The 26,999-nt window shown below is 61.1% G+C and carries 22 protein-coding genes, 1 tRNA gene and 2 pseudogenes; 20 read left to right on the plus strand and 5 right to left on the minus strand.

The features are described from left to right. Positions 1-144: 144 nt before the first annotated feature. Positions 145-663: a 2-amino-4-hydroxy-6-hydroxymethyldihydropteridine diphosphokinase gene (gene folK / locus AB4Z20_RS12105; RefSeq protein WP_253469937.1), complete on the minus strand. Its 519-nt coding sequence runs from the start codon at positions 661-663 to the stop codon at positions 145-147. Beyond that, positions 654-1,007, minus strand: coding sequence for a dihydroneopterin aldolase (gene folB, locus AB4Z20_RS12110; RefSeq protein ID WP_253469940.1), 354 nt, complete (start codon positions 1,005-1,007; stop codon positions 654-656). Before folB ends, folK begins: the two co-directional genes overlap by 10 nt. A 74-nt stretch (positions 1,008-1,081) precedes the next feature. Here folB and plsY point away from each other — a divergent pair, with 74 nt between their 5' ends. Beyond that, complete coding sequence (gene plsY / locus AB4Z20_RS12115) at positions 1,082-1,651, plus strand: glycerol-3-phosphate 1-O-acyltransferase PlsY (protein ID WP_442089961.1); 570 nt, start codon at positions 1,082-1,084, stop codon at positions 1,649-1,651. An 8-nt stretch (positions 1,652-1,659) separates the two neighbouring features. Here plsY and tsaD read toward each other — a convergent pair whose 3' ends face one another. Then, entirely contained in the window at positions 1,660-2,685 is a 1,026-nt protein-coding gene (gene tsaD, locus AB4Z20_RS12120) for a tRNA (adenosine(37)-N6)-threonylcarbamoyltransferase complex transferase subunit TsaD (RefSeq protein WP_253469943.1), read from the minus strand. A 199-nt stretch (positions 2,686-2,884) separates the two neighbouring features. On the opposite strand from tsaD, the gene rpsU reads away from it, so the two are divergent. The 10 genes and pseudogenes from rpsU (at position 2,885) to AB4Z20_RS12170 (ending at position 15,461) form a co-directional block, all read left to right on the plus strand. Further along, on the plus strand, positions 2,885-3,100 hold the full coding sequence (rpsU, locus tag AB4Z20_RS12125) for a 30S ribosomal protein S21 (protein WP_002551877.1): 216 nt from the start codon (positions 2,885-2,887) through the stop codon (positions 3,098-3,100). A gap of 479 nt (positions 3,101-3,579) precedes the next feature. Further along, the gene (dnaG, locus tag AB4Z20_RS12130; RefSeq protein WP_253469946.1) at positions 3,580-5,538 is read left to right on the plus strand and encodes a DNA primase; all 1,959 of its coding nucleotides are present in this window, start codon (positions 3,580-3,582) and stop codon (positions 5,536-5,538) included. A 67-nt stretch (positions 5,539-5,605) separates the two neighbouring features. After that, a complete protein-coding gene (gene rpoD / locus AB4Z20_RS12135; protein WP_258689541.1) occupies positions 5,606-7,453 on the plus strand; it encodes an RNA polymerase sigma factor RpoD in 1,848 nt (615 codons plus the stop codon). A gap of 124 nt (positions 7,454-7,577) precedes the next feature. Further along, positions 7,578-11,321, plus strand: a complete 3,744-nt coding sequence (locus tag AB4Z20_RS12140) for a bifunctional diguanylate cyclase/phosphodiesterase (RefSeq protein ID WP_253469949.1) — start codon at positions 7,578-7,580, stop codon at positions 11,319-11,321. A gap of 15 nt (positions 11,322-11,336) precedes the next feature. Continuing rightward, a tRNA-Ile gene (locus AB4Z20_RS12145) sits at positions 11,337-11,413 on the plus strand. 321 nt (positions 11,414-11,734) lie between these two features. Then, a complete protein-coding gene (locus AB4Z20_RS12150; RefSeq protein ID WP_442089965.1) occupies positions 11,735-11,977 on the plus strand; it encodes a hypothetical protein in 243 nt (80 codons plus the stop codon). Between the two features lie 67 nt (positions 11,978-12,044). Then, positions 12,045-12,152 (plus strand): annotated as a pseudogene (locus AB4Z20_RS12155) (DNA-binding protein); the annotation flags it as partial. Positions 12,153-12,162: 10 nt separating this feature from the next. Beyond that, positions 12,163-12,450, plus strand: a pseudogene (locus tag AB4Z20_RS12160) (PIN domain-containing protein); the annotation flags it as partial. A gap of 77 nt (positions 12,451-12,527) precedes the next feature. Beyond that, a complete protein-coding gene (locus AB4Z20_RS12165; RefSeq protein WP_442090014.1) occupies positions 12,528-14,963 on the plus strand; it encodes a sulfite exporter TauE/SafE family protein in 2,436 nt (811 codons plus the stop codon). A gap of 36 nt (positions 14,964-14,999) precedes the next feature. Further along, a complete protein-coding gene (locus tag AB4Z20_RS12170; protein ID WP_018607342.1) occupies positions 15,000-15,461 on the plus strand; it encodes an Lrp/AsnC family transcriptional regulator in 462 nt (153 codons plus the stop codon). 43 nt (positions 15,462-15,504) lie between these two features. Here the strand turns inward: AB4Z20_RS12170 and AB4Z20_RS12175 are convergent, their stop codons facing one another. Further along, positions 15,505-15,819: an XRE family transcriptional regulator gene (locus AB4Z20_RS12175; protein ID WP_024616743.1), complete on the minus strand. Its 315-nt coding sequence runs from the start codon at positions 15,817-15,819 to the stop codon at positions 15,505-15,507. Next, entirely contained in the window at positions 15,812-16,177 is a 366-nt protein-coding gene (locus tag AB4Z20_RS12180) for a type II toxin-antitoxin system RelE/ParE family toxin (protein ID WP_442089967.1), read from the minus strand. Before AB4Z20_RS12180 ends, AB4Z20_RS12175 begins: the two co-directional genes overlap by 8 nt. Before the next feature lie 363 nt (positions 16,178-16,540). Between AB4Z20_RS12180 and AB4Z20_RS12185 the strand changes: the two genes are divergently transcribed. From AB4Z20_RS12185 to AB4Z20_RS12225, 9 genes are all read left to right on the plus strand, one after another. Then, positions 16,541-18,223: a flavin monoamine oxidase family protein gene (locus tag AB4Z20_RS12185; RefSeq protein ID WP_320389541.1), complete on the plus strand. Its 1,683-nt coding sequence runs from the start codon at positions 16,541-16,543 to the stop codon at positions 18,221-18,223. 12 nt (positions 18,224-18,235) lie between these two features. Continuing rightward, positions 18,236-19,030: a carbon-nitrogen hydrolase family protein gene (locus tag AB4Z20_RS12190; protein WP_258689545.1), complete on the plus strand. Its 795-nt coding sequence runs from the start codon at positions 18,236-18,238 to the stop codon at positions 19,028-19,030. Between the two features lie 62 nt (positions 19,031-19,092). Continuing rightward, on the plus strand, positions 19,093-21,534 hold the full coding sequence (gene pqqF, locus AB4Z20_RS12195; protein WP_442089970.1) for a pyrroloquinoline quinone biosynthesis protein PqqF: 2,442 nt from the start codon (positions 19,093-19,095) through the stop codon (positions 21,532-21,534). Between the two features lie 170 nt (positions 21,535-21,704). Then, a complete protein-coding gene (gene pqqA, locus AB4Z20_RS12200) occupies positions 21,705-21,779 on the plus strand; it encodes a pyrroloquinoline quinone precursor peptide PqqA (RefSeq protein ID WP_003177660.1) in 75 nt (24 codons plus the stop codon). An 80-nt stretch (positions 21,780-21,859) separates the two neighbouring features. Beyond that, positions 21,860-22,771 carry a pyrroloquinoline quinone biosynthesis protein PqqB gene (gene pqqB / locus AB4Z20_RS12205; protein WP_053189961.1) on the plus strand — a complete coding sequence of 304 codons (912 nt, stop codon included), beginning with the start codon at positions 21,860-21,862 and terminating at the stop codon, positions 22,769-22,771. A gap of 226 nt (positions 22,772-22,997) precedes the next feature. Beyond that, positions 22,998-23,750: a pyrroloquinoline-quinone synthase PqqC gene (gene pqqC, locus AB4Z20_RS12210; RefSeq protein WP_253469969.1), complete on the plus strand. Its 753-nt coding sequence runs from the start codon at positions 22,998-23,000 to the stop codon at positions 23,748-23,750. After that, a complete protein-coding gene (gene pqqD, locus AB4Z20_RS12215) occupies positions 23,747-24,022 on the plus strand; it encodes a pyrroloquinoline quinone biosynthesis peptide chaperone PqqD (protein ID WP_258689547.1) in 276 nt (91 codons plus the stop codon). Before pqqC ends, pqqD begins: the two co-directional genes overlap by 4 nt. Continuing rightward, positions 23,994-25,163 carry a pyrroloquinoline quinone biosynthesis protein PqqE gene (gene pqqE / locus AB4Z20_RS12220; RefSeq protein WP_253469973.1) on the plus strand — a complete coding sequence of 390 codons (1,170 nt, stop codon included), beginning with the start codon at positions 23,994-23,996 and terminating at the stop codon, positions 25,161-25,163. The genes pqqD and pqqE overlap by 29 nt, the downstream gene beginning before the upstream one ends. Next, positions 25,129-26,958, plus strand: a complete 1,830-nt coding sequence (locus AB4Z20_RS12225) for a prolyl oligopeptidase family serine peptidase (RefSeq protein WP_442089973.1) — start codon at positions 25,129-25,131, stop codon at positions 26,956-26,958. Before pqqE ends, AB4Z20_RS12225 begins: the two co-directional genes overlap by 35 nt. The last annotated feature ends 41 nt before the right edge of the window (positions 26,959-26,999 follow it).

Raw genomic sequence — 26,999 nt, forward strand, 5'->3', positions numbered from 1 at the left:
TTGGATCAGCTTGCATTTGTGTTGGATGTTCCGTCGTCATCGCGAGCAAGCTCGCTGCCACATTAGGATTTCAGTGAGCACATCTCTAGTGTTCAACCGAGATCCACTGTGGGAGCGAGCTTGCTCGCGATAGCGGCAGGCGCTTCAGCGCAGATTCGATGGCGTAAGCTGCTGGCCTCGCCATTCGAAAGCCACCGGCGCCAGCACCTGGTCGATCTGCGATTCTTCCCACAAAGTGGCGAAGCTTTTGCCCACGCCTGGGTGAATCCGATCCGGAGCAATCAACGACAAAGGCCACAGGACGAAGGCGTTCTTGAGGATTTCCGCACGCGGCAAGATCAACCCATCGAAGTTGCCGACCTGTTCGCCATACAACAACACGTCGATATCCAGCGGCAGCCCCTTGCGGTCCGGCGCATAGCGACCGTTGTCCGCCTCGATGAACTTGAGACGACGATCCAGCTCCATCAGCGGCAGATCGGTGAAGGCCGAGACGACGAAATTGAAGAATGGCCCGCTCTTGATACCCACTGGCTGGCTCTCGAACACGGCCGAACAGCGGATGTCCACCAGGAAACCGGCCAAGGCTTCAAGACCGGCGCACAGATGGGTTTCGCGCTCGATATTGCTGCCGAGCCCGAGAAAAACCTGAGTCAGCGACATCCGCGCTCGATCTCCACACCCACGCCGCTGGCCGCCGGTACGGCGCCAGGCTTGGTTAATTTCAGACGCAGCCAGGTGATCTTGAACTCATCCATGAGCTCCTGGGCCAGTCGCTCCGCAAAGGTCTCGACCAATTGGAACTGCGCCCGTTCGGCAAATGCCTGGATGCGCGACGATACGCTGGCGTAGTCGAGCGCCAGGGTCAGGTCGTCGCCTGCGGCGGCCGGGCGGTTGTCCCAGGCGAAGCTCAGGTCAAGCCGCAGGCACTGTCGGATGCCTCGCTCCCAGTCGTAGGCCCCGATTACCGTGTCGACTTCCAGGCCCTCGATAAACACTCTGTCCAAGCACTCTTCTCCGCAGCACGACAAGGGCGCAATGCGCCGTTAGAATCAGGGCGTCCTCGCCCGGAATAGTTAGCATGTTTTGGTTACTGGCGATTCTCGCCTACCTGCTCGGCTCGCTGTCCTTCGCCATTTTGCTCAGCCGCCTGACCGGTCGCCCGGATCCGCGAATGAGTGGCTCAGGCAATGCCGGCGCCACCAACATGCTGCGCCTGGCCGGACGCAAACTTGCCATCCTGACCCTGCTGGGCGACCTCTGCAAAGGCCTTGTCCCGGTATTGATCGCCAGCCTCGCAGGGCTCTCGTTGCAGCAACAGGCCTGGATTGGCGTCTGCGCCGTCATCGGCCATCTATTCCCGCTGTACTTTCGCTTTCGTGGCGGCAAGGGTGTCGCAACCGCCGCCGGCATGCTGCTGGGCCTGTACCCGCCCGCCGCCCTGCTGGCTGTCTGTGCCTGGCTGCTGACGCTCTACCTGACCCGCACCAGCTCCCTGGCCGCGCTGATCGCCACGCCGCTGACCCTGCCGTTGCTGGCCTGGCAGGAACCGGCGGCCTTGCTGCCCATGACCGCACTGGTTGCGCTGATCGTCTGGCGTCACCGGGGCAATCTACGCGACCTGTTCGCCGGGCGCGAACGGCATTTTTAAATGACGCTTCACAGGGGCGCCAACTGCTCCATCGGCCAGCGCGCCTGTACGCTGATCGCCAGGCTTTCGTGCTGGCCGGCCTGCAAGCGCTGGCAACCGGCAAAGGCAATCATCGCGCCGTTATCTGTACAGAACTCCGGCCGGGCGTAGTAAACGTCGCCCTTCATGTCGCCGAGCATTTTCTCCAGCGATGTCCGCAAGGCCTTGTTCGCGCTCACGCCGCCTGCGATCACCAGGCGCTTGAGCCCGGCCTGCTTGAGGGCGCGCTTGCACTTGATGGTCAAAGTCTCCACCACGGCCTGCTGGAACGCCAGCGAGATGTCGCAACGGGTTTGCTCGCTGTCGTCCCCGGCGCTGACGCACTGCTGCCAGGTGTTCAGGGCGAAGGTCTTCAACCCGCTGAAACTGAAATCCAGGCCGGGACGGTCGCACATTGGCCGCGGGAACACGAAACGCCCATCGACCCCTTGCGTCGCAAGCCGGGAGATTTCCGGCCCGCCGGGATAATTGAGGCCCATCATTTTTGCAGTTTTGTCGAACGCTTCGCCGGCAGCATCATCGAGCGTCTCGCCGAGCAACTCGTATTGGCCGATGCCATCGACCCGAATGAGCTGCGTATGGCCGCCCGATACCAACAAAGCGACGAACGGGAATTGCGGCGGTTGCGACTCCAGCATCGGCGCCAGCAGGTGGCCTTCCATGTGATGCACGCCCAGGGCCGGAATCCCCCAGGCAAAGGCCAGCGCCTGGGCACAGGAGGCGCCCACCAGCAACGCGCCCACCAGGCCCGGGCCAGCGGTGTAGGCGATGCCGTCGATCTCGGTCGGCACGCAGCCAGCTTCGGCCAGGACCTGGCGGATCAAGGGCAGCATGCGCTTGACGTGATCGCGGGAGGCAAGCTCGGGCACCACCCCGCCATAGGCGCGGTGCAGGTCGATCTGGCTGAACAGCGCATCGGCCAGCAGGCCGCGCTCACTGTCGTAAAGTGCGACACCAGTTTCGTCGCAGGAGGTTTCTAATCCCAGTACTAGCATGGGTTTGCGCCTTGTAGAGGCTGAATTCGAAGGCGCGCATAATAGTCGCCGCGTTGTGCCCCGACCAGCGGTTTTCGATCAGAGGCTTTGCATTCCGAGCGTTGAGGGGTTAACATCCGCAACCCTTAAAAACCGACGTCTTCAAGTGCTCTTTTGCCGCGAGGATGTTGCCCCCGGTAATGAATGAAGGTAGCTCTGGATGCCAGCCGTCAAAGTAAAAGAGAACGAACCCTTCGACGTAGCTCTGCGTCGTTTCAAGCGCTCCTGCGAAAAAGCCGGTGTTCTGGCTGAAGTTCGTAGCCGCGAATTCTACGAGAAGCCGACTTCTGAGCGTAAGCGCAAGGCAGCAGCCGCTGTTAAGCGTCACGCCAAGAAAGTTCAGCGCGAACAGCGCCGCGCCGTACGTCTGTACTAATACACAGACGTTCGTAGCAAGCTTCTGCCAAGCCCGGCCCTCAAGCCGGGCTTATGGCATTTGCGGAATAACGCTTGATGCTTCACCGTCAAAGCCGCAGACGCGACCAAGACAACCTGCTTCACCGCGTCAGACCTGGCTCTTTTGCCAGCGGTGCACGTCTTTCCTGACGAGCCTTCCAAGGCTACCGACGAGCACACCCTGATTCCTCTAACGACGATCAGCCCAAGGCACCTGCCTGCGTGTCCGCTTCATGAGCTATCCGAGGCCTGAACAGCCGTTACCGGACTCAGCGCAACACATTCAAACAGTCGAATACTGATAGTTATTAACGTCAGTGGATTATCGGCAGATACACTTCCCGACAGCGATGATGCAGACGACCCGGTCGAGCCACCGATTTAGCGTGCCTCAAACCCAGACCCGGTTACGCCTGCCGATTTCGGGTCCATATTTCGCGCAGTGATGATGAGAACGCCATGGCCGGGCTGATTCCCCAGAGCTTTATTGACGACCTCCTGAACCGCACCGACATCGTCGACGTGGTCAGCTCTCGCCTGCAAATGAAGAAAGCGGGCAAGAACTACACGGCCTGCTGCCCGTTCCATAAAGAAAAAACGCCTTCTTTCAGCGTCAGCCCCGACAAGCAGTTCTATTATTGCTTCGGCTGCGGCGCTGGCGGCAATGCCCTCGGCTTCATCATGGACCACGACAATCTGGACTTCCCCCAGGCCGTCGAAGAACTGGCCAAAGCCGCTGGCATGGAAATACCCCGGGAGGAAAGCGGTCGACAGCACAAGCCACGCCAACCGACCGATTCTCCGCTTTACCCACTGCTGACGGCGGCGGCGGATTTTTATCGTCTGGCCCTCAAAAGCCATCCGGCACGCAAGGCTGCGGTGGATTATCTCAAGGGCCGCGGCCTGACCGGCGAAATCGCCCGGGACTTCGGCCTCGGCTTCGCCCCGCCCGGTTGGGACAATCTGTACAAGCACCTAAGCAGCGATACGCTGCAACAGCGCGCCATGATCGACGCCGGCCTGCTGATTGAAAATGCCGAAACCGGCAAGCGCTACGACCGCTTCCGCGACCGGGTCATGTTTCCGATCCGCGACACACGCGGACGGATCATCGCCTTTGGTGGCCGAGTGCTGGGCGACGACAAGCCGAAATACCTGAACTCCCCGGAAACCCCGGTGTTCCATAAGGGCCAGGAACTCTACGGCCTGTACGAAGCGCGCAAGAACAACCGCAACCTCGATGAAATCATTGTCGTCGAAGGCTACATGGACGTTATTGCCCTGGCCCAGCAAGGCCTGCGCAACGCCGTGGCAACCCTGGGCACAGCCACCAGCGAAGAGCACATGAAGCGCCTGTTTCGCGTCGTGCCCAACGTGCTGTTCTGCTTCGACGGCGACCAGGCCGGCCGTAACGCCGCCTGGCGCGCACTGGAGGCTACCCTGCCGTGCCTGCAGGACGGACGCCGGGCACGCTTCCTGTTCCTGCCCGAGGGCGAGGACCCGGACACCCTGGTGCGCTCCGAAGGTACCGATGCGTTCCGTGCGCGGATCAACCAGCATGCACAACCGTTGGCCGACTATTTTTTCCAGCAATTGACCGAAGAAGCCGATCCACGCTCCCTCGAAGGCAAGGCCCACATGGCCACCCTCGCGGCACCGCTGATCGACAAGGTGCCCGGCGCCAACCTGCGCACACTCATGCGCCAGCGCCTGACCGAAATCACCGGCCTGAACAGCGAAGCGGTCAATCAACTGGTGCACAGCGCCCCCCAGGAAGCGCCACCGGCTTATGACCCGGGCATCGATTACGACGCGATGCCGGATTTCGCCGACTATCATCAACCCCAACAGGATTACGCCCCCCAGCAGGAATGGACACCGAAAAAACCCGGCAGTGGCGGCAAGAAATGGGACAAGAAACCCTGGGACAAGAACGGCAAGCGCGGCGATCGCGACCAGCCACGTGCCCCGCGCGTGCCGGCCGCCGTCGAACCACCAACACTGGCCGCCTTGCGCACTTTGCTGCATCACCCGCAACTGGCGGAAAAAGTAGAGGACGCCGGGCACTTCGCCGCCGAGGACCACAGCAATACGCAATTGCTGGTTGCACTCCTTGAAGCCGTGCAGAAGAACCCCAAGCTAAACTCTTTCCAGTTGATTGCGCGGTGGCATGGCACCGAGCAGGGGCGCCTGTTGAAGGCCCTGGCCGAGAAGGAATGGCTGATTGAGGGAGACAACCTTGAACAACAGTTTTTCGACACCATTACTAGCTTGTCCGCCCGCCAACGCGAGCGAAACCTGGAACAACTTCTGCGAAAAGCTCGCCAGAGCGAGTTGACCAGCGAAGAGAAAAACCAATTGCGCGACTTACTCAGCCGCAATGTTTGCGCATCAAACCCGACCTCAACTGGCGCGTGAGGTCACAGCTCAGGTATAATCCTCGGCTTGTTTTTTGCCCGCCAAGACCTTCAGTGGATAGGGTGTTATGTCCGGAAAAGCGCAACAGCAGTCTCGTATCAAAGAGTTGATCCTATTGGGTCGTGAGCAGGGCTACCTGACTTACGCGGAGGTCAACGACCACCTGCCGGAGGATATTTCAGATCCGGAACAGGTGGAAGACATCATCCGCATGATCAACGACATGGGGATCAACGTATTCGAGGTTGCTCCAGATAAGGATGCCCTTATGCTGGCCGACGCCGATACCGACGAGGCGGCCGCTGAAGAAGCGGCCGCAGCGTTGGCAGCGGTCGAGACCGACATTGGTCGCACCACCGACCCCGTGCGCATGTACATGCGTGAAATGGGTACGGTAGAGCTCCTCACGCGTGAAGGCGAAATCGAAATCGCCAAGCGTATTGAAGAAGGCATCCGTGAGGTGATGGGCGCAATCGCGCACTTCCCTGGCACGGTTGACCATATTCTCTCCGAGTACACCCGCGTCACCACCGAAGGTGGCCGCCTGTCCGACGTCTTGAGCGGTTATATCGATCCGGACGACGGCATTGCGCCGCCTGCCGCCGAAGTGCCGCCACCGATCGACGCGAAAGCCGCCAAGGCCGACGACGACACCGATGACGACGACGCCGAAGCGAGCGACGACGAGGAAGAAGCCGAAAGCGGTCCGGATCCGGTCATCGCAGCACAGCGTTTCGGCGCTGTGGCCGACCAGATGGAAATCACCCGCAAGGCGCTGAAAAAGCACGGCCGCAACAACAAGCAGGCGATTGCCGAGCTGTTGGCACTGGCCGAGCTGTTCATGCCGATCAAGCTGGTACCGAAGCAATTCGAAGGCCTGGTCGAGCGTGTTCGCAGTGCCCTGGATCGCCTGCGCCAGCAAGAGCGCGCGATCATGCAGCTTTGCGTGCGTGATGCCCGCATGCCGCGTGCCGATTTCCTGCGCCAGTTCCCTGGCAACGAAGTCGACGAAAGCTGGACCGATGCACTGGCCAAGGGCAAGAGCAAATACGCCGAAGCCATTGGTCGCCTGCAACCGGACATCATTCGTTGCCAGCAGAAGCTGACCGCGCTGGAAACCGAAACCGGTTTGACGATCGCCGAAATCAAGGACATCAACCGTCGCATGTCGATCGGCGAGGCCAAGGCCCGTCGCGCGAAGAAAGAGATGGTCGAAGCGAACTTGCGTCTGGTGATCTCCATCGCCAAGAAGTACACCAACCGCGGCCTGCAATTCCTCGACCTGATCCAGGAAGGCAACATCGGCCTGATGAAGGCGGTGGACAAGTTCGAATACCGTCGCGGCTACAAGTTCTCGACTTATGCCACCTGGTGGATCCGTCAGGCGATCACTCGCTCGATCGCCGACCAGGCCCGCACCATCCGTATCCCGGTGCACATGATCGAGACGATCAACAAGCTCAACCGTATTTCCCGGCAGATGCTGCAGGAAATGGGTCGCGAACCGACGCCGGAAGAGCTGGGCGAACGCATGGAAATGCCTGAGGACAAGATCCGCAAGGTATTGAAGATCGCCAAAGAGCCGATCTCCATGGAAACCCCGATCGGTGATGACGAAGACTCCCATCTGGGTGACTTCATCGAAGACTCCACCATGCAGTCTCCGATCGATGTCGCCACTGTCGAGAGTCTCAAGGAAGCGACTCGCGAAGTACTCTCCGGCCTCACTGCCCGTGAAGCCAAGGTACTGCGCATGCGCTTCGGCATCGACATGAATACCGACCACACCCTTGAGGAAGTCGGTAAGCAGTTCGATGTAACCCGTGAGCGGATTCGTCAGATCGAAGCCAAGGCGTTGCGCAAACTGCGCCACCCGACGCGAAGCGAGCATCTGCGCTCCTTCCTCGACGAGTGACCTTCAAAACCCCCGGCCCTGCCGGGGGTTTTGTTATGTGCAGATAAAATCCCTTTCATTACAGCCCTCCCCGCCCTGTCCGTCTACACTCGAATCATCCTCCCCAAGCCATGTCGAGACAGTGATGCCCAGACTGACGGCCGCGCTTTTGCTGTCATTGATGACCTGGACCGCAACAGCTGGCGCGTTGACGCTCACCGACGAGGAGCTCCGCTGGCTCAAGGACCACCCTGACCTGCGCCTGGGTGTCGATGCCTCATGGCCGCCGTTTGAGTTTCGTGACGACCAGGGCCGCTATCAGGGCCTGGCTGCCGACTACGTCGACATCATTCGTGAGCGGCTGGCCATCAAGCTCACCCCCATAGAGCCGGTTAGCTGGACCGCCGTGCTGGAGCAGGTTGGACAGGGCAAGATCGACCTTTTGCCGGGCATCATGTCCACGCCGGAACGCCAGAATTACCTGGCGTTTACACGGCCTTACCTGGATTTCCCCATTGTCATCCTGGCCCATCGCGGTGGCGCCCAGCCGCACAACCTCAAGGAACTGTACGGGCTGAAAATCGCCGTGGTGGAGAACTATGCCCCCCATGAACTGCTGCGCAACCACCATCCCGACCTGAACCTCGTGGCGCTGCCCAACGTCAGTTCAGCCCTTCAAGCCCTGGCAACCGACGAGGTAGACGCGGTAGTCGGCGATCTGGCCTCCAGTGTCTGGAGCCTGCGCCAACTCAAGCTCGAAGGTCTTTACGTCAGCGGGGAAACGCCTTATCGCTATCAATTGGCAATGGCCGTCCCTCCAGATAGCAAGATACTGGTAAGCATCCTGGACAAGGTCATGGCGGACATGAGCCCGGCCGAAGTCGACGAGATCCAGCAGAAGTGGGTCGGCAATGTGCATGACTACCGCCAGCTCTGGTCAGATTTGCTGCTTTACGGCCTGCCTGCGTTGCTGCTCCTGGTCGGCATACTGGCGGTGGTGATTCGCATCAACCGCCGACTCAGCTCGGAAATCGCCCGGCGGGTCGAGCTGGAACAGGAGCTGCGCAGCAGCGAATACCATTACCGTGGACTGGTGGAGAGCCTGTCGGCCATCGCCTGGGAGGCCAGGGTCAGCGACTTCACCTACAGCTACGTGTCGCCCCACGCCGAAGACTTGCTGGGCTATCCCCTTTCCCATTGGCTGATCCCAGGCTTCTGGCGCAACATCATTCATCCGGCCGACCTGATCCGTGCCCAGACCTACTGCGATCATGAAGTGCTGGCGGGTCGCGACCACTGCATCGATTATCGCGTGATCACTGCCGATGGCCGCTGCCTGTGGGTGCGCGATATTGTCAGCCTGATCGAACACGGGCACGAACCGGTGATGCGTGGGCTGATGATCGACATCAGCGAAGCCAAGCGCACCGAGGAAGCACTGCGCCTTTCGGAGCAGAAGTTTGCCTCGGTGTTCCGCCAGTGCCCGGACATCCTGGTGATTGCACGGTTGTTGGACGGTTGCCTGCTGGAGGTCAACAAGGCCTTCGAAGAGCAGATCGGCTTGAGCGCCGCCGAGGTGGTGGGACACAGCGCAACCGAACTGGATATCTGGGGCATCCAGGGCGTGGGGCCGGGCCTGTTGCAGCGCTTGCAGGCCGGCAGCATTCGCAACCTGGAAATGCCCTTCCGCCGTAGCAATGGCCAGGTGTTCACCGGGCTGATCTCCGCCGAGCCCTTCGACCTCGACACGACGCCAGCCCTGGTCGTGGTGGTACGGGACATCAGCCAGCTCAAGGAAACCCAGCAGCAATTGCAGACATCCGAAGAGAAGTTTGCCAAGGCGTTCCACGCCTCGCCCGATGGCCTGCTGCTGTCCCGGCAAAGCGACGGTCTGCTGATCGAAGTCAACGAAGGTTTCAGCCGCATTACCGGCTTCAACAGTGCCCTGTCGGTGGACCGCTCTACCCTGGACCTGGGCATCTGGGTCAACCTCAACGAGCGAAAGCAGATGCTCGACCTGCTGAAGCGGGACGGCTTTGTCAGGGACTTCAGCTGCCACATCCGTCGCAACGACGGGCAAATCCGGCTCTGCGAAGTCTCCAGTCGCCCGCTGCCCATCGGCAACGAAGACTGCATGCTGACCATCGCCCGGGACATCACCGAACGCCATCTCATGCAGGAGAAACTGCAACAGGCCGCCACCGTATTCGAAAGCACTGCCGAAGGCGTGCTGATCACCGATACGCAACAGCACATCAGCGCAGTGAACCGAGCCTTCACCGAAATCACCGGCTACAGCGAAACCGAAGCCTTGGGCCATACACCTCGGTTGTTGGCTTCCGGCCTGCACGACAGCGCGTTTTACGCCGCGATGTGGCACCAGTTGACGGCCGAAGGGCACTGGCAAGGAGAGATCTCCAACCGGCGCAAGAACGGCGAGCTGTACCCCAGCTGGCTGACCATCAGCGCGGTGCGCAATCGGGACCGACAGATCACCCATTTCGTCGCGGTCTTCGCCGATATCTCCAGCCTCAAGCACGCCCAGGCCCGGCTCGATTACCAGGCCCACCACGACCCGCTGACAGGCCTACCGAATCGCACGCTGTTCGAAAGCCGCTTGCTGGCAGCCCTCAATGGCCAGCAGGAAAACGGTGGCCAGGGCGCCGTGCTGTTCCTGGACCTGGACCGCTTCAAGCACATCAATGACAGCCTCGGGCACCCGGTCGGCGACCTGTTGCTCAAGGGCATTGCCGTACGCTTGCGCGAGCAGTTGCGCGACATCGACACCGTGGCACGCCTGGGCGGCGACGAGTTCATTATCCTGCTGCCGGGCCTGCAACAGCCCAGCGATGCCGAGCACATTGCCCAAAAACTGTTGAACTGCTTTGCCGCTCCGTTCCAAGCCGGCGAGCACGAGTTCTTCATCAGCGCCAGCATCGGCACCAGCCTCTACCCGCAGGACGGTTGCGACGTCGCCACGCTGGTGAAGAATGCCGACGCGGCGATGTACCGTTCCAAGGCCAAGGGACGCAACCGGGTGGAAAGCTACACCCGCGACCTCACCGCCCAGGCCAGCGAGCGAGTGGCCCTGGAGCACGAGCTGCGTCGGGCGATTGAACGCAACGAGTTGTCATTATCTTTCCAACCCAAAATCAGCCTCGTCGACAACCAACTGGTGGGTGCCGAAGCATTGATCCGCTGGACGCACCCCACGTTTGGCGACGTGCCGCCGGAACGCTTCATCCCCTTGGCGGAAGAAAACGGCATGATCCTGCAAATCGGCGACTGGGTGCTGGAGCGCGCCTGCCGGCAGTTGTGCGAATGGAACGACACCTACGACAGCCTCGGCCCCCTTTCGGTCAATCTGGCCGGGGCCCAGCTGCGCCAACCCAATCTACTGGGGCGTATCGAACAACTGCTGCGCGAGCACCAGCTCGAGCCTGGCTTATTGCAACTGGAAATTACCGAAAACTTCATCATGAGCCAGGCCGAAGAGGCCCTGACGGTGCTGCACCAGCTGAAAAAACTCGGCGTGCAATTGGCCATCGACGACTTCGGCACAGGCTATTCCTCCCTGAGTTACCTCAAGCGCCTGCCACTGGACATCCTCAAGATCGACCAATCCTTCGTCCGCGGCCTGCCCGATGACCCCCACGACGCGGCCATCGTACGGGCAATCATCGCCCTGGGCCGCAGCATGCAATTCACCATCATCGCCGAGGGCGTCGAAACCCTGGCCCAGCAGCAATTCCTGACCGAAGAAGGTTGCGAACAGATCCAGGGCTACATCGTCAGCCTGCCCCTGTGCGCCGATGAGTTTGCCGCAACGTTTCTTCGTATGACCGTTTCGGATTTTTCGGATAGCACAGCCGAGAAACCGTCGTTATAATCCGCGGCCTACTGAGGGCCTATAGCTCAGTTGGTTAGAGCAGAGGACTCATAATCCTTTGGTCCACGGTTCGAGTCCGTGTGGGCCCACCAACTCCAAAGCCGCGCATTGCGCGGCTTTCGTGTTTCTGGATGGACCACCACAGATACAGTCGCTTGGACCTATCGGAAGTCACCGACGTCTACAAGCATCACGCGAAATACTTCTGGGCTTCTGCACGTGGTGAGCGCACCGAGGGGCATCCCGACTATCATCCGCCGCCTTCAGGCTCGTGAGAGACTGGGACCTCAAAGGGGCCCTGCCGAGCCTGCATGCAGGTGACGTGCTGGCCAGCATCGAGGGAGAGGTCCATGGCGGGATTGGCCCACAGCGCTCTGTCGTGACGCTGGTCATCAAGGTCTGAGGAACTGCACATGCCCTACATCATGCAAACTGTCGTCCTTCTGGTGCTGGGCGCGATCCTCGTTCAGTTTCTGAAACCATACCCGCTGCGCAAGTGGCTGGGTTTGGCGCTGCTGGCAACGGGCTTGGTCAGCATCTTCAAGGTTGGTGAGCAGCAGGTGCTGGGCGTTGACCTGGAGCTGCTAGCACTGCTGGCCGTGCCGCTGGGCGTTGTGCTTTTCCTGACGCGGCGGCGGTTCACGGAGGAGGACTGAAGCCCAGGCACGATTTCTCGGTGCCGTCTCTGACCCAAAATCATAAGGGACAACAGTCGATCAACAGCGCATGGCTGATCTAATGGCGTACAAGGAACAGCGTGACCAAGCGAGCCGTGCGGCCATGGACGAACTGGCTGCACAAGCCCAGGAGTTAGGGATGGGTTACGAATGAGGCATTCGGCGTGCTTGCTGCAGCCATCAAATGCAACGCATCTGTCATCGTCACTTTTAACCTTAAGGACTTTCCCAAGAGCGCTCTCGAAGCATTTGATATCGAGCCTTTGCACCCTGACGATTTTGTTGCCGACCTTTGGGATATAGACCAGGCGGCTGTTCTCGAAGCAGCACAGCGGCAGCGCTCGTCCTTGAAAAATCCGCCGCACAGTGCGCGGCAATACCTCGACAAGCTACTCCAACAAAAGCTCCCCGAAACTGTAAAGTTGCTCTCCAAATTTGAATTCCTGATTTGACGATTGCTGCCAAGGACTTGAGGCTACAACGATGAATTAACATCTCATCCCACGTCCGTACCTGTTACTCAACCTCTATCACCGAGACGCCCATCATCGCCAGCCCCAGCCTCCCCCGACTGTTTCTTGAACTGTTCTGGCAACTCGGCATCCTGCTGGTGCCGGCCTTTTTCGTCACCGTGCTGCCGCCCCCCTTGGCTTTGCTGGCGGTGGTGTTCCTTGGGCTGCTGATGGGCCTTGCCGCTCGCCTGGGCTTTTTGGCGATGGGCCGAGGCATCGCCCGGTTGACGGTCGGCGCCGTGTTTGGCCTGGGTTTCAGCCTGGGCCGGGCGTTGCCTGAGTGGTGGGGCATTTTGGTGGCGATTGTCGGCATCATCGTAGGGCTCGCCTGCGTCAGTAGCTGGGAACGACGCCTTGGGTTGGCGCCCGTTTCCAGCAAAGGACCGAGCGCCTGGGGCGGAAACGAACCGCAACTGACACCTGAAGGCGAGCCGATCCGGGTGTTCAACCACAGCGAGATCGCCATGGGTGGCCCTACCTATTGCGATTATCTGTTCCCCGACGGTGTGCTCCTGCAAGGCCTTGGCTCTTCGGCCGTGTTCTCCAGCGATGGGCGTTATTTCGCCGCACCGGTACCGTCCCGGCAGGCATGGGGACTGGTAGTCCTCGACCGTCAGCAACGCCTGCTGTACCGCTGCGCCGACAGCGAGCTTTGGGAGTTGGACGCTTTTGACCTCGACCGCTTGAGTGGACGCCATAGCCCACTGGTGGATAACAGCGTTCGCGAAACCCGGCTCGATGAGCTGCTGCAAACCGCCAGCGTCACCCATCTGGTGCCTGTCGCCGATCTGTGGCTGGAAGCCGATTGTCATCCTGAGCAAACCTTCGAACGACGCTCCGCTGATGGCCAGCAATGCCTGCTGGGCAATCTTTCATTACCTTCGACCTTCCGTGACCAGGCCCAGCCATTGGAGCCCCTGCTTTCGCCGCGTTATGCCATCAACATCAACGGAGCACCGTCCGGCCTGCTGATGGCAGCAGACGCACCGTTGGTATGGAGCGCCGATCAACGCGCCCTGGTGTGCCTGGCCCAACAGCAAAGCGGTCACGAGGAAGGCGACCGGTATTGGTTATGGCAGCTCGGCACCGGCTGGCGCGCCCTGCCCTCGCCGTGGGTGAAGAGTGCTGCTGAACCGTCCTTCTACTGGCATGAAGTGCTGGGGCTCGACGCGCACCATGTGCATATCGGCGCGTACCTCGACTATCCGCGACCGGGTTCCGGCCGGTATGGCTACCGTCTGGACAGCATCCACAGCGATACCGAAACCCAGGCCGGTCATGACGCCCAGGGTCGCGTACAGGTAGCTGAGTTCAAACTGACCCGCACGGCCATTGTGATGCCATTGGACAGCCGGGGCCTGCGCGGTGACTCGTACATCGAGACGCAGCCGCTGCTGGGTGGCGCATGCGCCCAGCTCATCTGGCTTTGCGACAATCACGAGGGGCTTGGCGGTTATCGCTGCCAGATCGGTGATTGGCACTTGCCAGGCAGTTGGCTGCTGGATCATCGCGTCTCTGACTGCGGGCGTTACCTGGCACTGCTGCCCTTTGCAGACTCAACGACAGTGACCACCCATGCGGTCATTGCAGATGTGAAGGATCGACGCCTGCTGGAAGGCCCCTCCATGTGGGTGGAACGGATACTCGACTTTCGGGATGGCCGCTTGAGTCTGGCAGTGGTGGCCGGTCGTCTTGACCACGACCTGGACAGCAGCGCACTGCAACGCTTCAACATCCCTGCGCCGCCGATCGGCAGCGACCCGTCGTTCTTTCATCCCAGCGAGCAATCCCGGCTGTTCTACAACACCGTGGACCTGCAGGTGACAAACTCACAACTGCACAGCGTTGCCCCCTGGCGCCTGGTGGATCGTCCGCAAGTGGCCAACGCCGACGGTGACTTCATCCAGCCCGCCCCCGACCGTCAGGATGCCGCCTGGCTGTTCGGCAGCGAAACGGAATATGCCGACAGTTGGGTGCGTGCGCAGACGCCCCGGCTCGGAGGCCATCTGCTGACAGCCTCAGGCTGCGCGTTGGTCGACCTGGCACCGTCGATGACCTGGTCGACGGATAGCCGCTACCTGGCCCTGACCTGCATGGCAACCGATGTGACAGAACAGTGTGGAAGTTATCGAGGCTGGCAATTGCTGCTCCTGGATGTCCAGGAACACACGTTGCGGGTGCATCGGCAGTGGCTGGGCAACCGGCCGCTGTTTGAAAGCTTCGACGCCGAGCAGCTGCATGTACGGTGTTTCGAGCGCGATTGGGAAGCGCAAGACAACGACGACCCAGGTTCAGTGCAGTCGTTCTCGCTGGATCTCTTGTTGCAGTTGCCCACCGAACAGCTGGTTTGCCAGGACGGTTTCTGGTTCAGGGCTTCACAGGTACACCTGGCCCCCGCCTGGCGCGCACTGGCTTTGCCTGCCATTGGCTATTTCGCACGTGAGAGCCTGTAACATGCTCGCCATCGAATGCCTGCGCCGGAGCCCACTTTGACTGATACCCGCCCTCCCGTCCTCGACGAAATCGACCGGCAGCTGATCGCGGCGCTGCAAATCAACGCCCGGGAAAGCGTCGCCATGCTCGCCCGGCAACTGGGTATCGCCCGCACGACCGTGACCTCGCGGCTGGCACGCCTGGAAAAGACCAAGGTGATTACCGGGTATGGCGTGCGCCTGGGGCAACGAGTGATTGACGGTGGCTTGCAGGCTTACGTCGGCATCAAGGTCCAGCCGCGTTCCGGCAAGGACGTGCTGCGGCGCCTGAGCGCCATGGCCCAGGTACAGCAGCTGTGCGCGGTCAGCGGTGAGTTCGACTATGTCGCCTGGTTGCGCACGGACTCGCCGGAACAGCTGGACCAGTTGCTGGACCAGATCGGCAGCGTGGACGGCGTGGAAAAGACCACCACCTCGATCATCCTCAGCAGCAAAATCGATCGAGGCCAGCCAGTCTAAGCCCTGCGCCACTTAGCCTGTGGCCCTCAGGGAACAACGCAAGTTATGGTGTCGGATGGGAGAAATTTTCGATCCTGACCTGCCCCTCCGGAAAGGTCGCGATAATCTCCAATTCCCCCCCCATGGCCCGGATGTAGTTGCGCAATGTGCTGATGTACATGTCCGTACGGCGCTCCATTTTCGAGACTGCCGCCTGGTTGATATGCAGTGCCTTGGCCAAAGCCTCCTGGCTCAACTCCTGCGCCTGACGCAACTCGTGCAACGGCATTTCTGCACGCAACTGCTGATACAGAGCCTGTGCACGAGCCTGGGAGTCAGGCGAACGACGCGCCATCAAATCGGAAAATTTCTTAGCCATGGTCAAAGCCCTCTCTCTTCAATACTTCCAAATGTTCGTGATAGAGGCGTTCGGCCAAAGGCACATAGTCCTGATACCAACGGTCCTGGCCGGTTTTACCTCCCCCGATCAGCAGGATGGCGCAGCGTCGTGGATCAAACGCATAGAGCACACGATAAGGCCTACCTGCATGTTGCACCCGTAACTCACGAAGGTTGCCATGACGCGAACCTTTGATATCACTGGTGTGAGGAAAGCCCAGATACGGCCCGGTATCGCCGAGCAGCATCACCGAGACCTGTACCGAGTCTTGCTCTGACTCACTGAGACGGTCCCACCACAACTCAAATTCGTCAGTGTATTCAACGTCCCATTTCATACAAATATGCCATCCAGGATATATAACCTCAAGGGAATAACCATAGGAGTTTCGGCGGGTATCTGTTGCTGTTGATCGCGCGGACAATTGTCAGGGAGCGTTTCTGTGGGAGCGAGCTTGCTCGCGATGGCGTCAATCCAGTCAACACCGTCATGGACTGACATACTGCTATCGCGAGCAAGCTCTCTCCCACAGGGGACTGGTTTGGTCATTATGCTTTATGAATAGATCAAGATGACTGATATGCGCTCAAAACGACGACACATTGTGTCTTATTAACGTGTTCCACCCTCCCTAGAATGGCTGGCATCTTTCCTATACTCAGACACGAACACCGCGTCGAGTCGCCCACCAAGGTCAGCCATGAACAAGAACAATCGCCACCCAGCAGACGGCAAGAAGCCCATCACCATTTTCGGGCCGGACTTTCCTTTCGCCTTTGACGACTGGATCGAGCATCCGGCTGGCCTGGGCAGCATTCCCGCCCACAACCACGGTACCGAAGTGGCGATTGTCGGGGCCGGAATCGCCGGTCTGGTGGCGGCGTACGAGCTGATGAAGCTGGGTCTCAAACCCGTGGTCTACGAGGCGTCGAAGATGGGTGGGCGCCTGCGCTCACAAGCGTTCAATGGCGCCGAAGGGGTGATCGCCGAGCTGGGCGGCATGCGTTTTCCGGTGTCATCCACCGCGTTCTACCATTACGTCGACAAGCTGGGCCTGGAGACCAAACCGTTTCCCAACCCGCTGACCCCGGCGTCCGGCAGCACGGTCATCGACCTGGAAGGCCAGACCTACTACGCACAGAAACTGGCCGACCTTCCCGCACTGTTCCAGGAAGTCGCCGACGCCTGGGCCGATGCGCTGGAGGATGGCTCACGCTTCGGCGACATCCAGCAGGCGATCCGCGACCGCGACGTGCCACGCCTCAAGGAGCTGTGGAACACCCTGGTGCCCCTGTGGGACGACCGCACCTTCTACGACTTTGTCGCCACCTCCAAGGCCTTCGCCAAGCTCTCTTTCCAGCACCGCGAAGTGTTCGGCCAGGTCGGTTTCGGTACGGGCGGCTGGGATTCGGACTTCCCCAATTCGATGCTGGAAATCTTCCGTGTCGTGATGACCAACTGTGACGACCACCAGCACCTGGTGGTCGGCGGCGTCGAGCAGGTGCCCCACGGTATCTGGAACCACATGCCGGAACGCTGCGTGCACTGGCCGCAAGGGACCAGCCTGAATTCGTTGCACCTGGGCGCCCCACGCAGCGGCGTGAAGCGCATCGCCCGCGCGGCTGATGGCCGGTTCAGCGTGACCGACGTCTGGGACAACACCCGCGAGTACGCCGCCGTGCTGGTCACCTGCCAGAGCTGGCTGCTGACCACCCAGATCGAATGTGAAGAAGCGCTGTTCTCGCAAAAAATGTGGATGGCCCTGGACCGCACCCGCTACATGCAATCGTCGAAGACCTTCGTGATGGTCGACCGGCCATTCTGGAAGGACAAGGACCCGGAGACCGGCCGCGACCTGATGAGCATGACCCTGACCGACCGCCTGACCCGTGGCACCTATCTGTTCGACAACGGGGACGACAAGCCAGGGGTGATTTGCCTGTCGTATTCCTGGATGAGCGACGCGCTGAAAATGCTCCCGCACCCGGTGGAAAAACGCGTGAAGCTGGCCCTCGATGCCCTGAAGAAAATCTATCCCAAGGTGGACATCGCCGCCCGGATCATCGGCGATCCGATCACCGTGTCCTGGGAGGCCGACCCGCATTTCCTCGGCGCGTTCAAGGGCGCCCTGCCCGGCCACTATCGCTACAACCAGCGCATGTATGCGCATTTCATGCAGGACGACATGCCGGCCGAACAACGCGGGATCTTTATCGCCGGCGATGACGTCTCATGGACACCGGCCTGGGTCGAAGGCGCGGTACAGACCTCACTCAATGCCGTGTGGGGAATCATGAAGCACTTCGGCGGTGAAACTCACGCCGAGAACCCGGGTCCAGGTGATGTGTTCAATGAGATCGGTCCGATCGCCCTGCCCGAATAAAAGGAGTTATTGATGCGTGTAGCCCTCTACCAATGCCCGCCGCTGCCACTGGATCCGGCCGGCAACCTGCAACGCCTGCACCAGGTGGCGTTGGAGGCCAGGGGCGCCGATGTGCTGGTGCTGCCGGAGATGTTCATGACCGGCTACAACATCGGCGTCGACGCGGTGAATGTATTGGCCGAGGTCTACAACGGCGAGTGGGCGCAACAGATCGCCCGCATTGCCAAGGCCGCCGGCCTGGCGATTGTCTATGGCTACCCTGAGCGCGGCGAAGACGGGCAGATCTACAACGCAGTTCAGCTGATCGACGCCCAGGGCGAGCGCCTGGCCAACTACCGCAAGAGCCACCTGTTCGGCGACCTCGATCACGCCATGTTCAGCGCCGGCGACGCCGCATTGCCCATCGTCGAGCTCAACGGCTGGAAGCTCGGCCTCCTGATCTGCTACGACCTGGAGTTTCCGGAAAATGCCCGACGCCTGGTCCTGGCCGGTGCCGAGCTGATCCTGGTGCCGACCGCCAACATGCAACCCTACGAATTCATCGCCGACGTCACCGTGCGGGCCCGGGCCATCGAGAACCAGTGTTTCGTGGCATACGCCAACTACTGCGGCCACGAAGGTGAATTGCAGTATTGCGGCCAAAGCAGCATCGCCGCACCGAATGGCAGCCGCCCGGCCCTTGCGGGGCTGGATGAGGCCTTGATCGTCGGAGAACTGGATCGACAACTGATGGACGATTCCCGCGCGGCCTACAACTACCTGCACGATCGCCGCCCTGAGCTTTACGGCGACCTGCACAAACACTGATTGAGGATTGAGAACGCGGCCTAATCCGCTAGCATGAGCGCATCTTTGTTCTGGAAGCGCTCATGCCGGCCCCCGACTCCCTCCGCTCCCACACTGAAACCATGGCCAACGGCTTGCGGGTGACATTGCGTCACGTCCCAGGCCTCAAGCGCAGCGCTGCAGTGCTGCGAGTCGCGGCTGGCAGCCATGACGCGCCCCTGGCCTGGCCGGGATTGGCGCACTTGCTCGAGCATCTGTTCTTCCTCGGCACCGAGCGTTTTCCCGCTGGGGAGAACCTGATGGCCTACGTGCAGCGCCACGGCGGCCAGGTCAATGCGCGCACCAGCGAACGCACCACGGATTTTTTCTTCGAATTGCCACCTGCAACCTTCGCCGACGGACTGGAACGGCTGGGGAACATGCTCGCTCACCCACGCCTGGATGAGGCCGATCAGGTGCGCGAACGGGAAGTGCTGCACGCCGAGTTCATCGCCTGGTCCCAGGATGCTGCAGCCCAGCGCCAGCTTGCCTTGCATGACGGCCTATCGGCGTCCCATCCACTGCGGGGTTTTCATGCCGGCAATCGCGATAGCCTGGCGGTGACGCAAGCCGAATTCCAAAGCGCATTGCACGACTTCTATCGCCGCTTTTACCAGAGCGGCCAGATGACCCTGAGCCTGGTCGGCCCGCAGAGCATCGACGCCTTGAAAGCGCTGGCTGAACAGTTCGACAGCCACATACCTGCCGGCGAAGCGCTTGCCAGGCCGGCACCACAAAGTTTGATGGCATCGTCCCAGACGAGTTATCAACAGGCCCGCGAGGGTTGCCTTGATCTGCTGTTCGCCTTCGAAGACTTGCCCGCTGCCTCGCCTCAAGCCCTGGATTTTCTGTGTACGTGGCTGAACTCCAGCAAACCGGGCGGTTTGCTCGCCACGTTGCGTCAGCGCGACCTGGCTGACAGCCTCAAGGCCACCGCGCTGTATGAGTTTGCCGGGCAGGCGCTGCTGCACATCGAATTCAAGCACGCCAACGCTCCGGCAGCGGCGCAAATCCAAGCATTGCTGCACGACTGGCTGGGGTTCTTTGCCGCCCAGGACGACTGGGCGCCGTTGCACGAGGAGTTCACCGCACTGTTGCAGCGCCGGCAAGAGACAGGATCGGCCTTGCAGGTGGCCCGCTGGGACGGTGAAGGACGTGACGGGCCGCTGTTGGCAAACGACCTGGTGAAGCTCAGAGAAATCCTCAAGCAACTGCACCCGGCCGATAACGTCGCGGGACAATGGCAACTGCCCGCGCCCAATCCGTTCCTGCAAACGCCAAGCGAAGCGCCCCGCGCCGGGCTGATACGCGGCCAGACCAGCGCCCACCGCGGCTTGCGAACCTTCGCCCAGGACCGCTCCCGGGGTCGTCGGGAACGCTCGCCCATGCAGTTCAGCCAGGCGCTGCCTGACAATGGTCGTGAAGGCGCGGTGTACCTGCGCTGGCAACTGACGACCCAGGCACCGCTGGACTTTCAATCCAGGCTCGACCGGCACCTGCAGGATGTGCGAGAGGATGCTCGCCAGGCCGGTGTGGACGTCAGCTTCGAGCCCTCCGGTCATCAATGGCTGCTGAAACTGGTTGGCTTACAGGTGCCGATACCGTTGGTGCTCGAACACGTTCTGACGAAGCTTGCGCAACCGCTGCCAATGGCCCTGGCCAGTCACGAAACCCCGCCGATGCCGATTCGGCATCTGTTGAAGGCGCTGCCAGATCACTGCCGCCACAACCGCCAAGCGTCAGCGTTGCCAATGCCCGAAAGCGACCAAAGCGTGTGGACAACGGCCCGATGGGACGGGCTGTCCATCGGCCTGTCGACGGCCACTCAAGGGGCGTTGGGCCCTGCGTTGGCCCGAGTGCCGGGCATTGCCGGCGATGAAGCCAGCCTGGTGCCGGCACCTCGCGGGCAACGCCTCTGGCATAGGCTCCAGACTCACGGCGAAGAACCGGCCGTGTTGCTGTTTTGCCCGACAGCCACCCCGACGCTGGCCGACGAAGCCGCCTGGCGGTTGCTGGCACAGCTGTGCCAGACGCCGTTCTACCAGCGCCTGCGCGTCGAGTTGCAGCTGGGTTATGCGGTGTTCAGTGGGTTGAAGCAGATCGACGGGCAAACGGGGATGGTGTTCGGCGTCCAATCGCCCAGCCTTTCGGCAACGCAACTGAGCGCCCACATCGAACAATTCCTGGCTGGGCTACCGGCGCTGATCGAGCAGCTCGATGACTCATCCCTGACCGGCCAGCAGCAGGCGCTTGCCGCCCAACTCCAGGACACCGCCCTGCCCTGCGCCCAGGCCGCCGAACTGCTCTGGCAGGCCAAGTTGGCCGGCCACCCGTCGGATTATCTTGAGCAACTGTCCGCTGCCATCGTGTACCTGGATCGCACGCAGCTACAAATGGCCGCCCAACGTCTGATCGAGGCTGAAGGGGGATGGTATTGCCTGAGCAACGGAGCCTGCCCGGGAGAGCGCTGGCAAGCGCCGCAGTGATCATTGCAGGGGCCGTAATGAGCTTTCTTCGAGAATCGCGGCGAACGAAGATGTCAGATTTAGTAACATAGGCGCCTAAGCATCTGAACATCTCCGAACGGAGGTGGACTATATGTATAGGTCTCAACCGTTCTATCTAACGAAAGCATCCCAACCAAAGGAGTATTCCCATGTCCTGGTCCAAACCCGCATATATCGACCTGCGTATCGGTTTCGAAGTCACCATGTACTTCGCCAGCCGTTGAATGCTGCAGGCGGTTAAGCACGCAGCACTACGCCTCGGCCAGCCGAGGCGTTTTTATTTCGGTTTGCAGATGGAGCAGCCATGTTCGTCCAGATTCTAGGTTCTGCCGCCGGTGGCGGTTTCCCCCAGTGGAACTGCAACTGCGCCAATTGCGCAGGTTTTCGCGACGGCAGCCTGCGGGCCCAGGCGCGCACCCAATCGTCCATCGCCCTGTCCGATGACGGTGTGAACTGGGTGCTGTGCAACGCCTCCCCGGACATTCGCGCCCAGCTCCAGGCGTTCGCCCCGATGCAGCCGGGCCGGGCCCTGCGCGACACCGGCATTGGCGCGATCATCCTGATGGACAGCCAGATCGACCACACCACCGGCCTGCTCAGCCTGCGTGAAGGTTGCCCGCATCAAGTCTGGTGCACCGACATGGTCCATGAAGACTTGAGCACCGGCTTTCCGCTGTTCAACATGTTGACCCACTGGAACGGCGGGTTGAGCTGGAATCGCATCGAACTCGACCAGAGCTTCACCATCGCCGCCTGCCCGAACCTGCGCTTCACCCCACTGCCCCTGCGCAGCGCCGCACCGCCCTATTCACCGCATCGCTTCGACCCGCACCCGGGCGACAATATCGGGCTGATCGTCGAAGACCTGCGCACGGGTGGCAAACTGTTCTATGCCCCGGGCCTGGGCAAGGTCGACGAGTCGTTGTTGGCGATCATGGCCGGCAGCGATTGTCTGCTGGTGGACGGTACGATGTGGGACGACGATGAAATGCAGCGTCGTGGCGTCGGCACCCGCACTGGCCGGGAAATGGGCCACCTGGCCCAGAATGGCCCCGGCGGTATGCTGGAAGTACTGGAACAAGTGCCTGGGCCGCGCAAAGTCCTTATCCATATCAACAACACCAACCCGATCCTGGACGAAGATTCGCCCGAGCGGGCTGAACTTGTACGTCGAAAGATTGAAGTGTCCTACGACGGAATGAGTATTGAGTTGTAAGAAGGGCGGAACGATTGTGGGGGTGAAGTTGTGGTGTGTCAGCCAGGCATGATCCAGCTGGACAGGCCCCATCGCGAGCAAGCTCGCTCCCACACTGGTTTTGCTGTGAATCAGATATCCAATGCAACTCGAACTACTGTGGGAGCGAGCTTGCTCCGGGCGGCGATCCGACGATGGGGCCAGCCCTGACGCCACAGAACCCACGGGCATTTCCCGGAGAACCAAAATGACTGACACCCCCCTGTCCCCCGCCGAGTTCGAAGCCGCCCTGCGTGCCAAGGGCGCGTATTACCACATCCATCACCCGTATCACGTGGCGATGTATGAAGGCCGCGCGACTCGCGAGCAGATCCAGGGCTGGGTCGCGAACCGTTTCTACTATCAGGTGAACATCCCGCTCAAGGATGCCGCGATCCTGGCCAACTGCCCTGACCGGGAAATCCGCCGCGAGTGGATCCAGCGCCTGCTCGACCATGACGGCGCTCCCGGCGAAGACGGCGGCATCGAAGCCTGGTTGCGGCTGGGCCAGGCGGTGGGCCTGGACCCCGATCAACTGCGCTCCCAGGAGTTGGTGCTGCCCGGTGTGCGTTTCGCCGTGGATGCCTATGTCAACTTCGCCCGCCGGGCCTGCTGGCAGGAAGCCGCCAGCAGCTCGTTGACCGAACTGTTCGCCCCACAGATCCACCAGTCGCGCCTGGACAGTTGGCCCCAGCATTACCCATGGATCGACCCGACCGGCTATGAGTACTTCCGCACCCGCCTGGGCCAGGCCCGGCGTGATGTAGAACATGGCCTGGCGATCACTTTGCAGCACTACACCACCCGCCAAGGTCAGGAGCGCATGCTGGAGATTCTCCAATTCAAGCTGGACATCCTCTGGAGCATGCTCGATGCCATGAGCATGGCCTACGAATTGAACCGCCCGCCCTATCACAGCGTGACCGGGCAACGGGTGTGGCACAAAGGGATCACCTTATGAGTTTCGACCGCAGCAAAACCCCGCGCTGGCGCCCCGGCTATCGTTTCCAGTACGAACCGGCCCAGAAAGGCCACGTGCTGCTCTATCCTGAAGGCATGATCAAGCTGAACGACAGCGCTGCGCTGATCGGTGACCTGATCGATGGTGAACGGGATGTCGCGGCCATCATCGGCGAGTTGGCGAAGCAATTTCCCGACGTGCCGGAACTCGGTGACGACATCGAGCAATTCATGGAGGTCGCCCGTGCACAGCACTGGATCGAACTTGCCTGAGAGCACCGGTCTGCCGCCCAAGCCTGAAGTCGGCTTGCCGCTGTGGTTGCTGGCGGAGCTGACCTATCGTTGCCCGCTGCAATGCCCGTACTGCTCCAACCCGCTGGACTTTGCCGAGCAAGGCAAGGAGCTGAGCACCGAGCAATGGTTCAAGGTCTTTCGCGAAGCCCGCGAGATGGGCGCCGCACAGCTGGGTTTTTCCGGCGGCGAGCCGTTGGTGCGCCAGGACCTCGCCGAGTTGATCGGCGAGGCGCGCAAGCTGGGTTTCTATACCAACCTGATCACCTCTGGCATCGGCTTGACCGAACAGAAAATCAGCGACTTCAAAAAGGCCGGCCTGGACCATATCCAGATCAGCTTCCAGGCCAGCGACGAACAGGTGAACAACCTCCTGGCCGGCTCTAAGAAAGCCTTCGCGCAAAAACTGGAAATGGCCCGGGCGGTGAAGGCCCACGGCTATCCGATGGTGCTGAACTTCGTGACCCATCGGCACAACATCGACAAGATCGATCGCATCATCGAGCTGTGCATCGCCCTGGAGGCCGACTTCGTCGAGCTCGCCACGTGCCAGTTCTACGGCTGGGCGCAGCTCAACCGCGTCGGCCTGCTGCCCACCCGGGAGCAACTGGTACGCGCCGAGCGTGTCACCAACGAGTACCGCGCCAAGCTGCAAGCGCAAGGCAATCCGTGCAAGCTGATCTTCGTCACACCGGACTACTATGAAGAACGCCCCAAGGGCTGCATGAACGGCTGGGGCAGCATTTTCCTCACCGTCACGCCGGACGGCACGGCATTGCCCTGTCACGGTGCCCGCCAGCTGCCGGTGCAGTTTCCCAACGTGCGCGACCACAGCATGCAGCACATCTGGTACGACTCGTTCGGCTTCAACCGCTTCCGCGGTTATGACTGGATGCCCGAGCCGTGCCGCTCCTGCGATGAAAAGGAAAAGGACTTCGGCGGCTGCCGCTGCCAGGCGTTCATGCTCACAGGCGACGCCAGCAACGCCGACCCTGTGTGCAGCAAGTCCGAACATCACGGTGTGATTCTCAAGGCGCGGGAAGACGCCGAGCACGCCACGCAAACCATCGAACAATTGGCCTTTCGCAATGAACGAAACTCGCGCCTCATCACCAAAGGCTGAGCCTTTCAGCGCCGCCCAGGCCGTTGCCGCCGGCACCGACTTCGCCGAACTGCAGCTCGGGCCTTTGGGCCTGTTCTGGAATGAATACCGCCCCGCAGACGGTGCCTGCCGGATCTGGCATTGGCAAGACGCCATGCCTCGCTGCCTGACACCGGACGGGTTCAGCGCGCGCAGCCGGGTCTATGAATATGGCGGTGGATCATTCTGCCTGAGCCATGACGGTGTGCTGTTCGTCAATGAGGCTGACCAGCAGCTGTACCACCAATCCCTGAACGACGAACGCCCCATAGCGCTGACCTCGGGTGACTGCCGTTATGGGGATCTGAGCTTCGCCGACGGCCAGGTATTGGCGGTGGAAGAACAGGCCAACCAGCATCGCCTGGTGTCGATCGGGCTGGTGGATCATCAGCGACATCTGTTGGCCGAAGGTGCAGATTTCTACGCATCACCCACCGTAAGCCCGGACGGTCAGCGGCTCGCCTGGATAGAGTGGAGCCGTCCGCATCAACCCTGGACCGCAACGCGCTTGATGCTGGCCGAGCGCAACGCTACGGGTTGGGGTGCGCCGCGCTGTGTCGCGGGCAACGGTGAAGAAGAGTCCATCCAGCAACCGCGCTTCGATGCGGCCAGTCGTCTTTATTGCCTGACTGATCGCGGTGGTTATTGGCAGCCTTGGCTGGAGTCGGCCCAGGGCCTGGAACCACTGCCTGCCGCCCAAGCCGATCACGCCCCAGCGCCGTGGCAACTGGGTGGCTGCACCTGGCTGCCGCTGGGCGAACACACGTACCTGGCCAGTTGGACCGAAGCGGGTTTCGGGCGCTTGGGCCTGTGTCACGGTGACGATGCCGATGAGGACTTCACCGGCACCTACACCCGCTTTCGCAGCCTGGCGCTGGATGAGCGGTTCATCTACGCCGTTGCAGCCTCGCCGACCCGCCCATCGGCGGTCATTACCATTGAGCGGCATAGCCACGAAGTGGCCGTGCTGGCCGGCGGCGTCACGCCCTTGCCCGTCGAACAGATCAGCCGTCCTCGCACCCTGCGCTATCCATCCGCGTCAGGCGAGGCCCACGGGTTCTTTTACCCGGCCATGAACGCACCCGCAAAGCCGCCCTTGGTGGTGTTCATTCACGGCGGCCCCACCTCGGCCTGTTATCCCTTGTTCGACCCGCGTATCCAGTATTGGACCCAGCGAGGCTTTGCCGTCGCCGATCTCAACTACCGCGGCAGCAGCGGCTATGGCCGGGCCTATCGGCAGGCGTTGCATCTGAATTGGGGCGTGGTGGATGTCGAGGACGCCTGCGCGGTGGTCGCGTATCTGGACGAACAAGGCCTGGTCGATGGCCGACGTGCGTTCATTCGCGGTGGCAGTGCCGGTGGCTACACGACCCTCTGTGCCCTGGCATTCCATGATGTATTCCGGGCCGGCGCCAGCCTCTATGGCGTGAGCGATCCTGTCGCCCTGGCCCGTGCTACGCACAAGTTCGAAGGTGATTATCTGGACTGGCTGATCGGCGATCCGCAACAGGACGTCGAACGCTACCACGCCCGCACCCCACTGCTGCACGCCGGGAACATCCATGTGCCGGTGATCTTTTTCCAGGGTGAACTGGACGTGGTGGTCGTACCGCAGCAAACCCGCGACATGGTCAGTGCTTTACAGGCCAACGGCGTGGCGGTCGAGGCGCACTACTATCCCGATGAGCGCCACGGTTTTCGCAAGGCCGCGAACCAGGCCCATGCGCTGGAGCATGAGTGGTTGTTCTATCGCAAGGTGATGGATGGCCCCACATAGGGAGATGCCAAACCAATGTGGGAGCGAGCAGGCTCGCTCCC

Source organism: Pseudomonas sp. KB_12 (assembly GCF_052114545.1).
GTDB lineage: Bacteria > Pseudomonadota > Gammaproteobacteria > Pseudomonadales > Pseudomonadaceae > Aquipseudomonas > Aquipseudomonas brassicacearum.

Coding starts and splice junctions, on each gene's coding strand:
- folK (WP_253469937.1), bottom strand. CDS start 663: ATGTCGCTGACTCAGGTTTTTCTCGGGCTCGGCAGCAATATCGAGCGC.
- plsY (WP_442089961.1), top strand. CDS start 1,082: ATGTTTTGGTTACTGGCGATTCTCGCCTACCTGCTCGGCTCGCTGTCC.
- tsaD (WP_253469943.1), bottom strand. CDS start 2,685: ATGCTAGTACTGGGATTAGAAACCTCCTGCGACGAAACTGGTGTCGCA.
- rpsU (WP_002551877.1), top strand. CDS start 2,885: ATGCCAGCCGTCAAAGTAAAAGAGAACGAACCCTTCGACGTAGCTCTG.
- dnaG (WP_253469946.1), top strand. CDS start 3,580: ATGGCCGGGCTGATTCCCCAGAGCTTTATTGACGACCTCCTGAACCGC.
- rpoD (WP_258689541.1), top strand. CDS start 5,606: ATGTCCGGAAAAGCGCAACAGCAGTCTCGTATCAAAGAGTTGATCCTA.
- AB4Z20_RS12140 (WP_253469949.1), top strand. CDS start 7,578: ATGCCCAGACTGACGGCCGCGCTTTTGCTGTCATTGATGACCTGGACC.
- AB4Z20_RS12150 (WP_442089965.1), top strand. CDS start 11,735: ATGCCCTACATCATGCAAACTGTCGTCCTTCTGGTGCTGGGCGCGATC.
- AB4Z20_RS12175 (WP_024616743.1), bottom strand. CDS start 15,819: ATGGCTAAGAAATTTTCCGATTTGATGGCGCGTCGTTCGCCTGACTCC.
- AB4Z20_RS12180 (WP_442089967.1), bottom strand. CDS start 16,177: ATGAAATGGGACGTTGAATACACTGACGAATTTGAGTTGTGGTGGGAC.
- AB4Z20_RS12185 (WP_320389541.1), top strand. CDS start 16,541: ATGAACAAGAACAATCGCCACCCAGCAGACGGCAAGAAGCCCATCACC.
- AB4Z20_RS12190 (WP_258689545.1), top strand. CDS start 18,236: ATGCGTGTAGCCCTCTACCAATGCCCGCCGCTGCCACTGGATCCGGCC.
- pqqF (WP_442089970.1), top strand. CDS start 19,093: ATGCCGGCCCCCGACTCCCTCCGCTCCCACACTGAAACCATGGCCAAC.
- pqqB (WP_053189961.1), top strand. CDS start 21,860: ATGTTCGTCCAGATTCTAGGTTCTGCCGCCGGTGGCGGTTTCCCCCAG.
- pqqC (WP_253469969.1), top strand. CDS start 22,998: ATGACTGACACCCCCCTGTCCCCCGCCGAGTTCGAAGCCGCCCTGCGT.
- pqqD (WP_258689547.1), top strand. CDS start 23,747: ATGAGTTTCGACCGCAGCAAAACCCCGCGCTGGCGCCCCGGCTATCGT.
- AB4Z20_RS12225 (WP_442089973.1), top strand. CDS start 25,129: ATGAACGAAACTCGCGCCTCATCACCAAAGGCTGAGCCTTTCAGCGCC.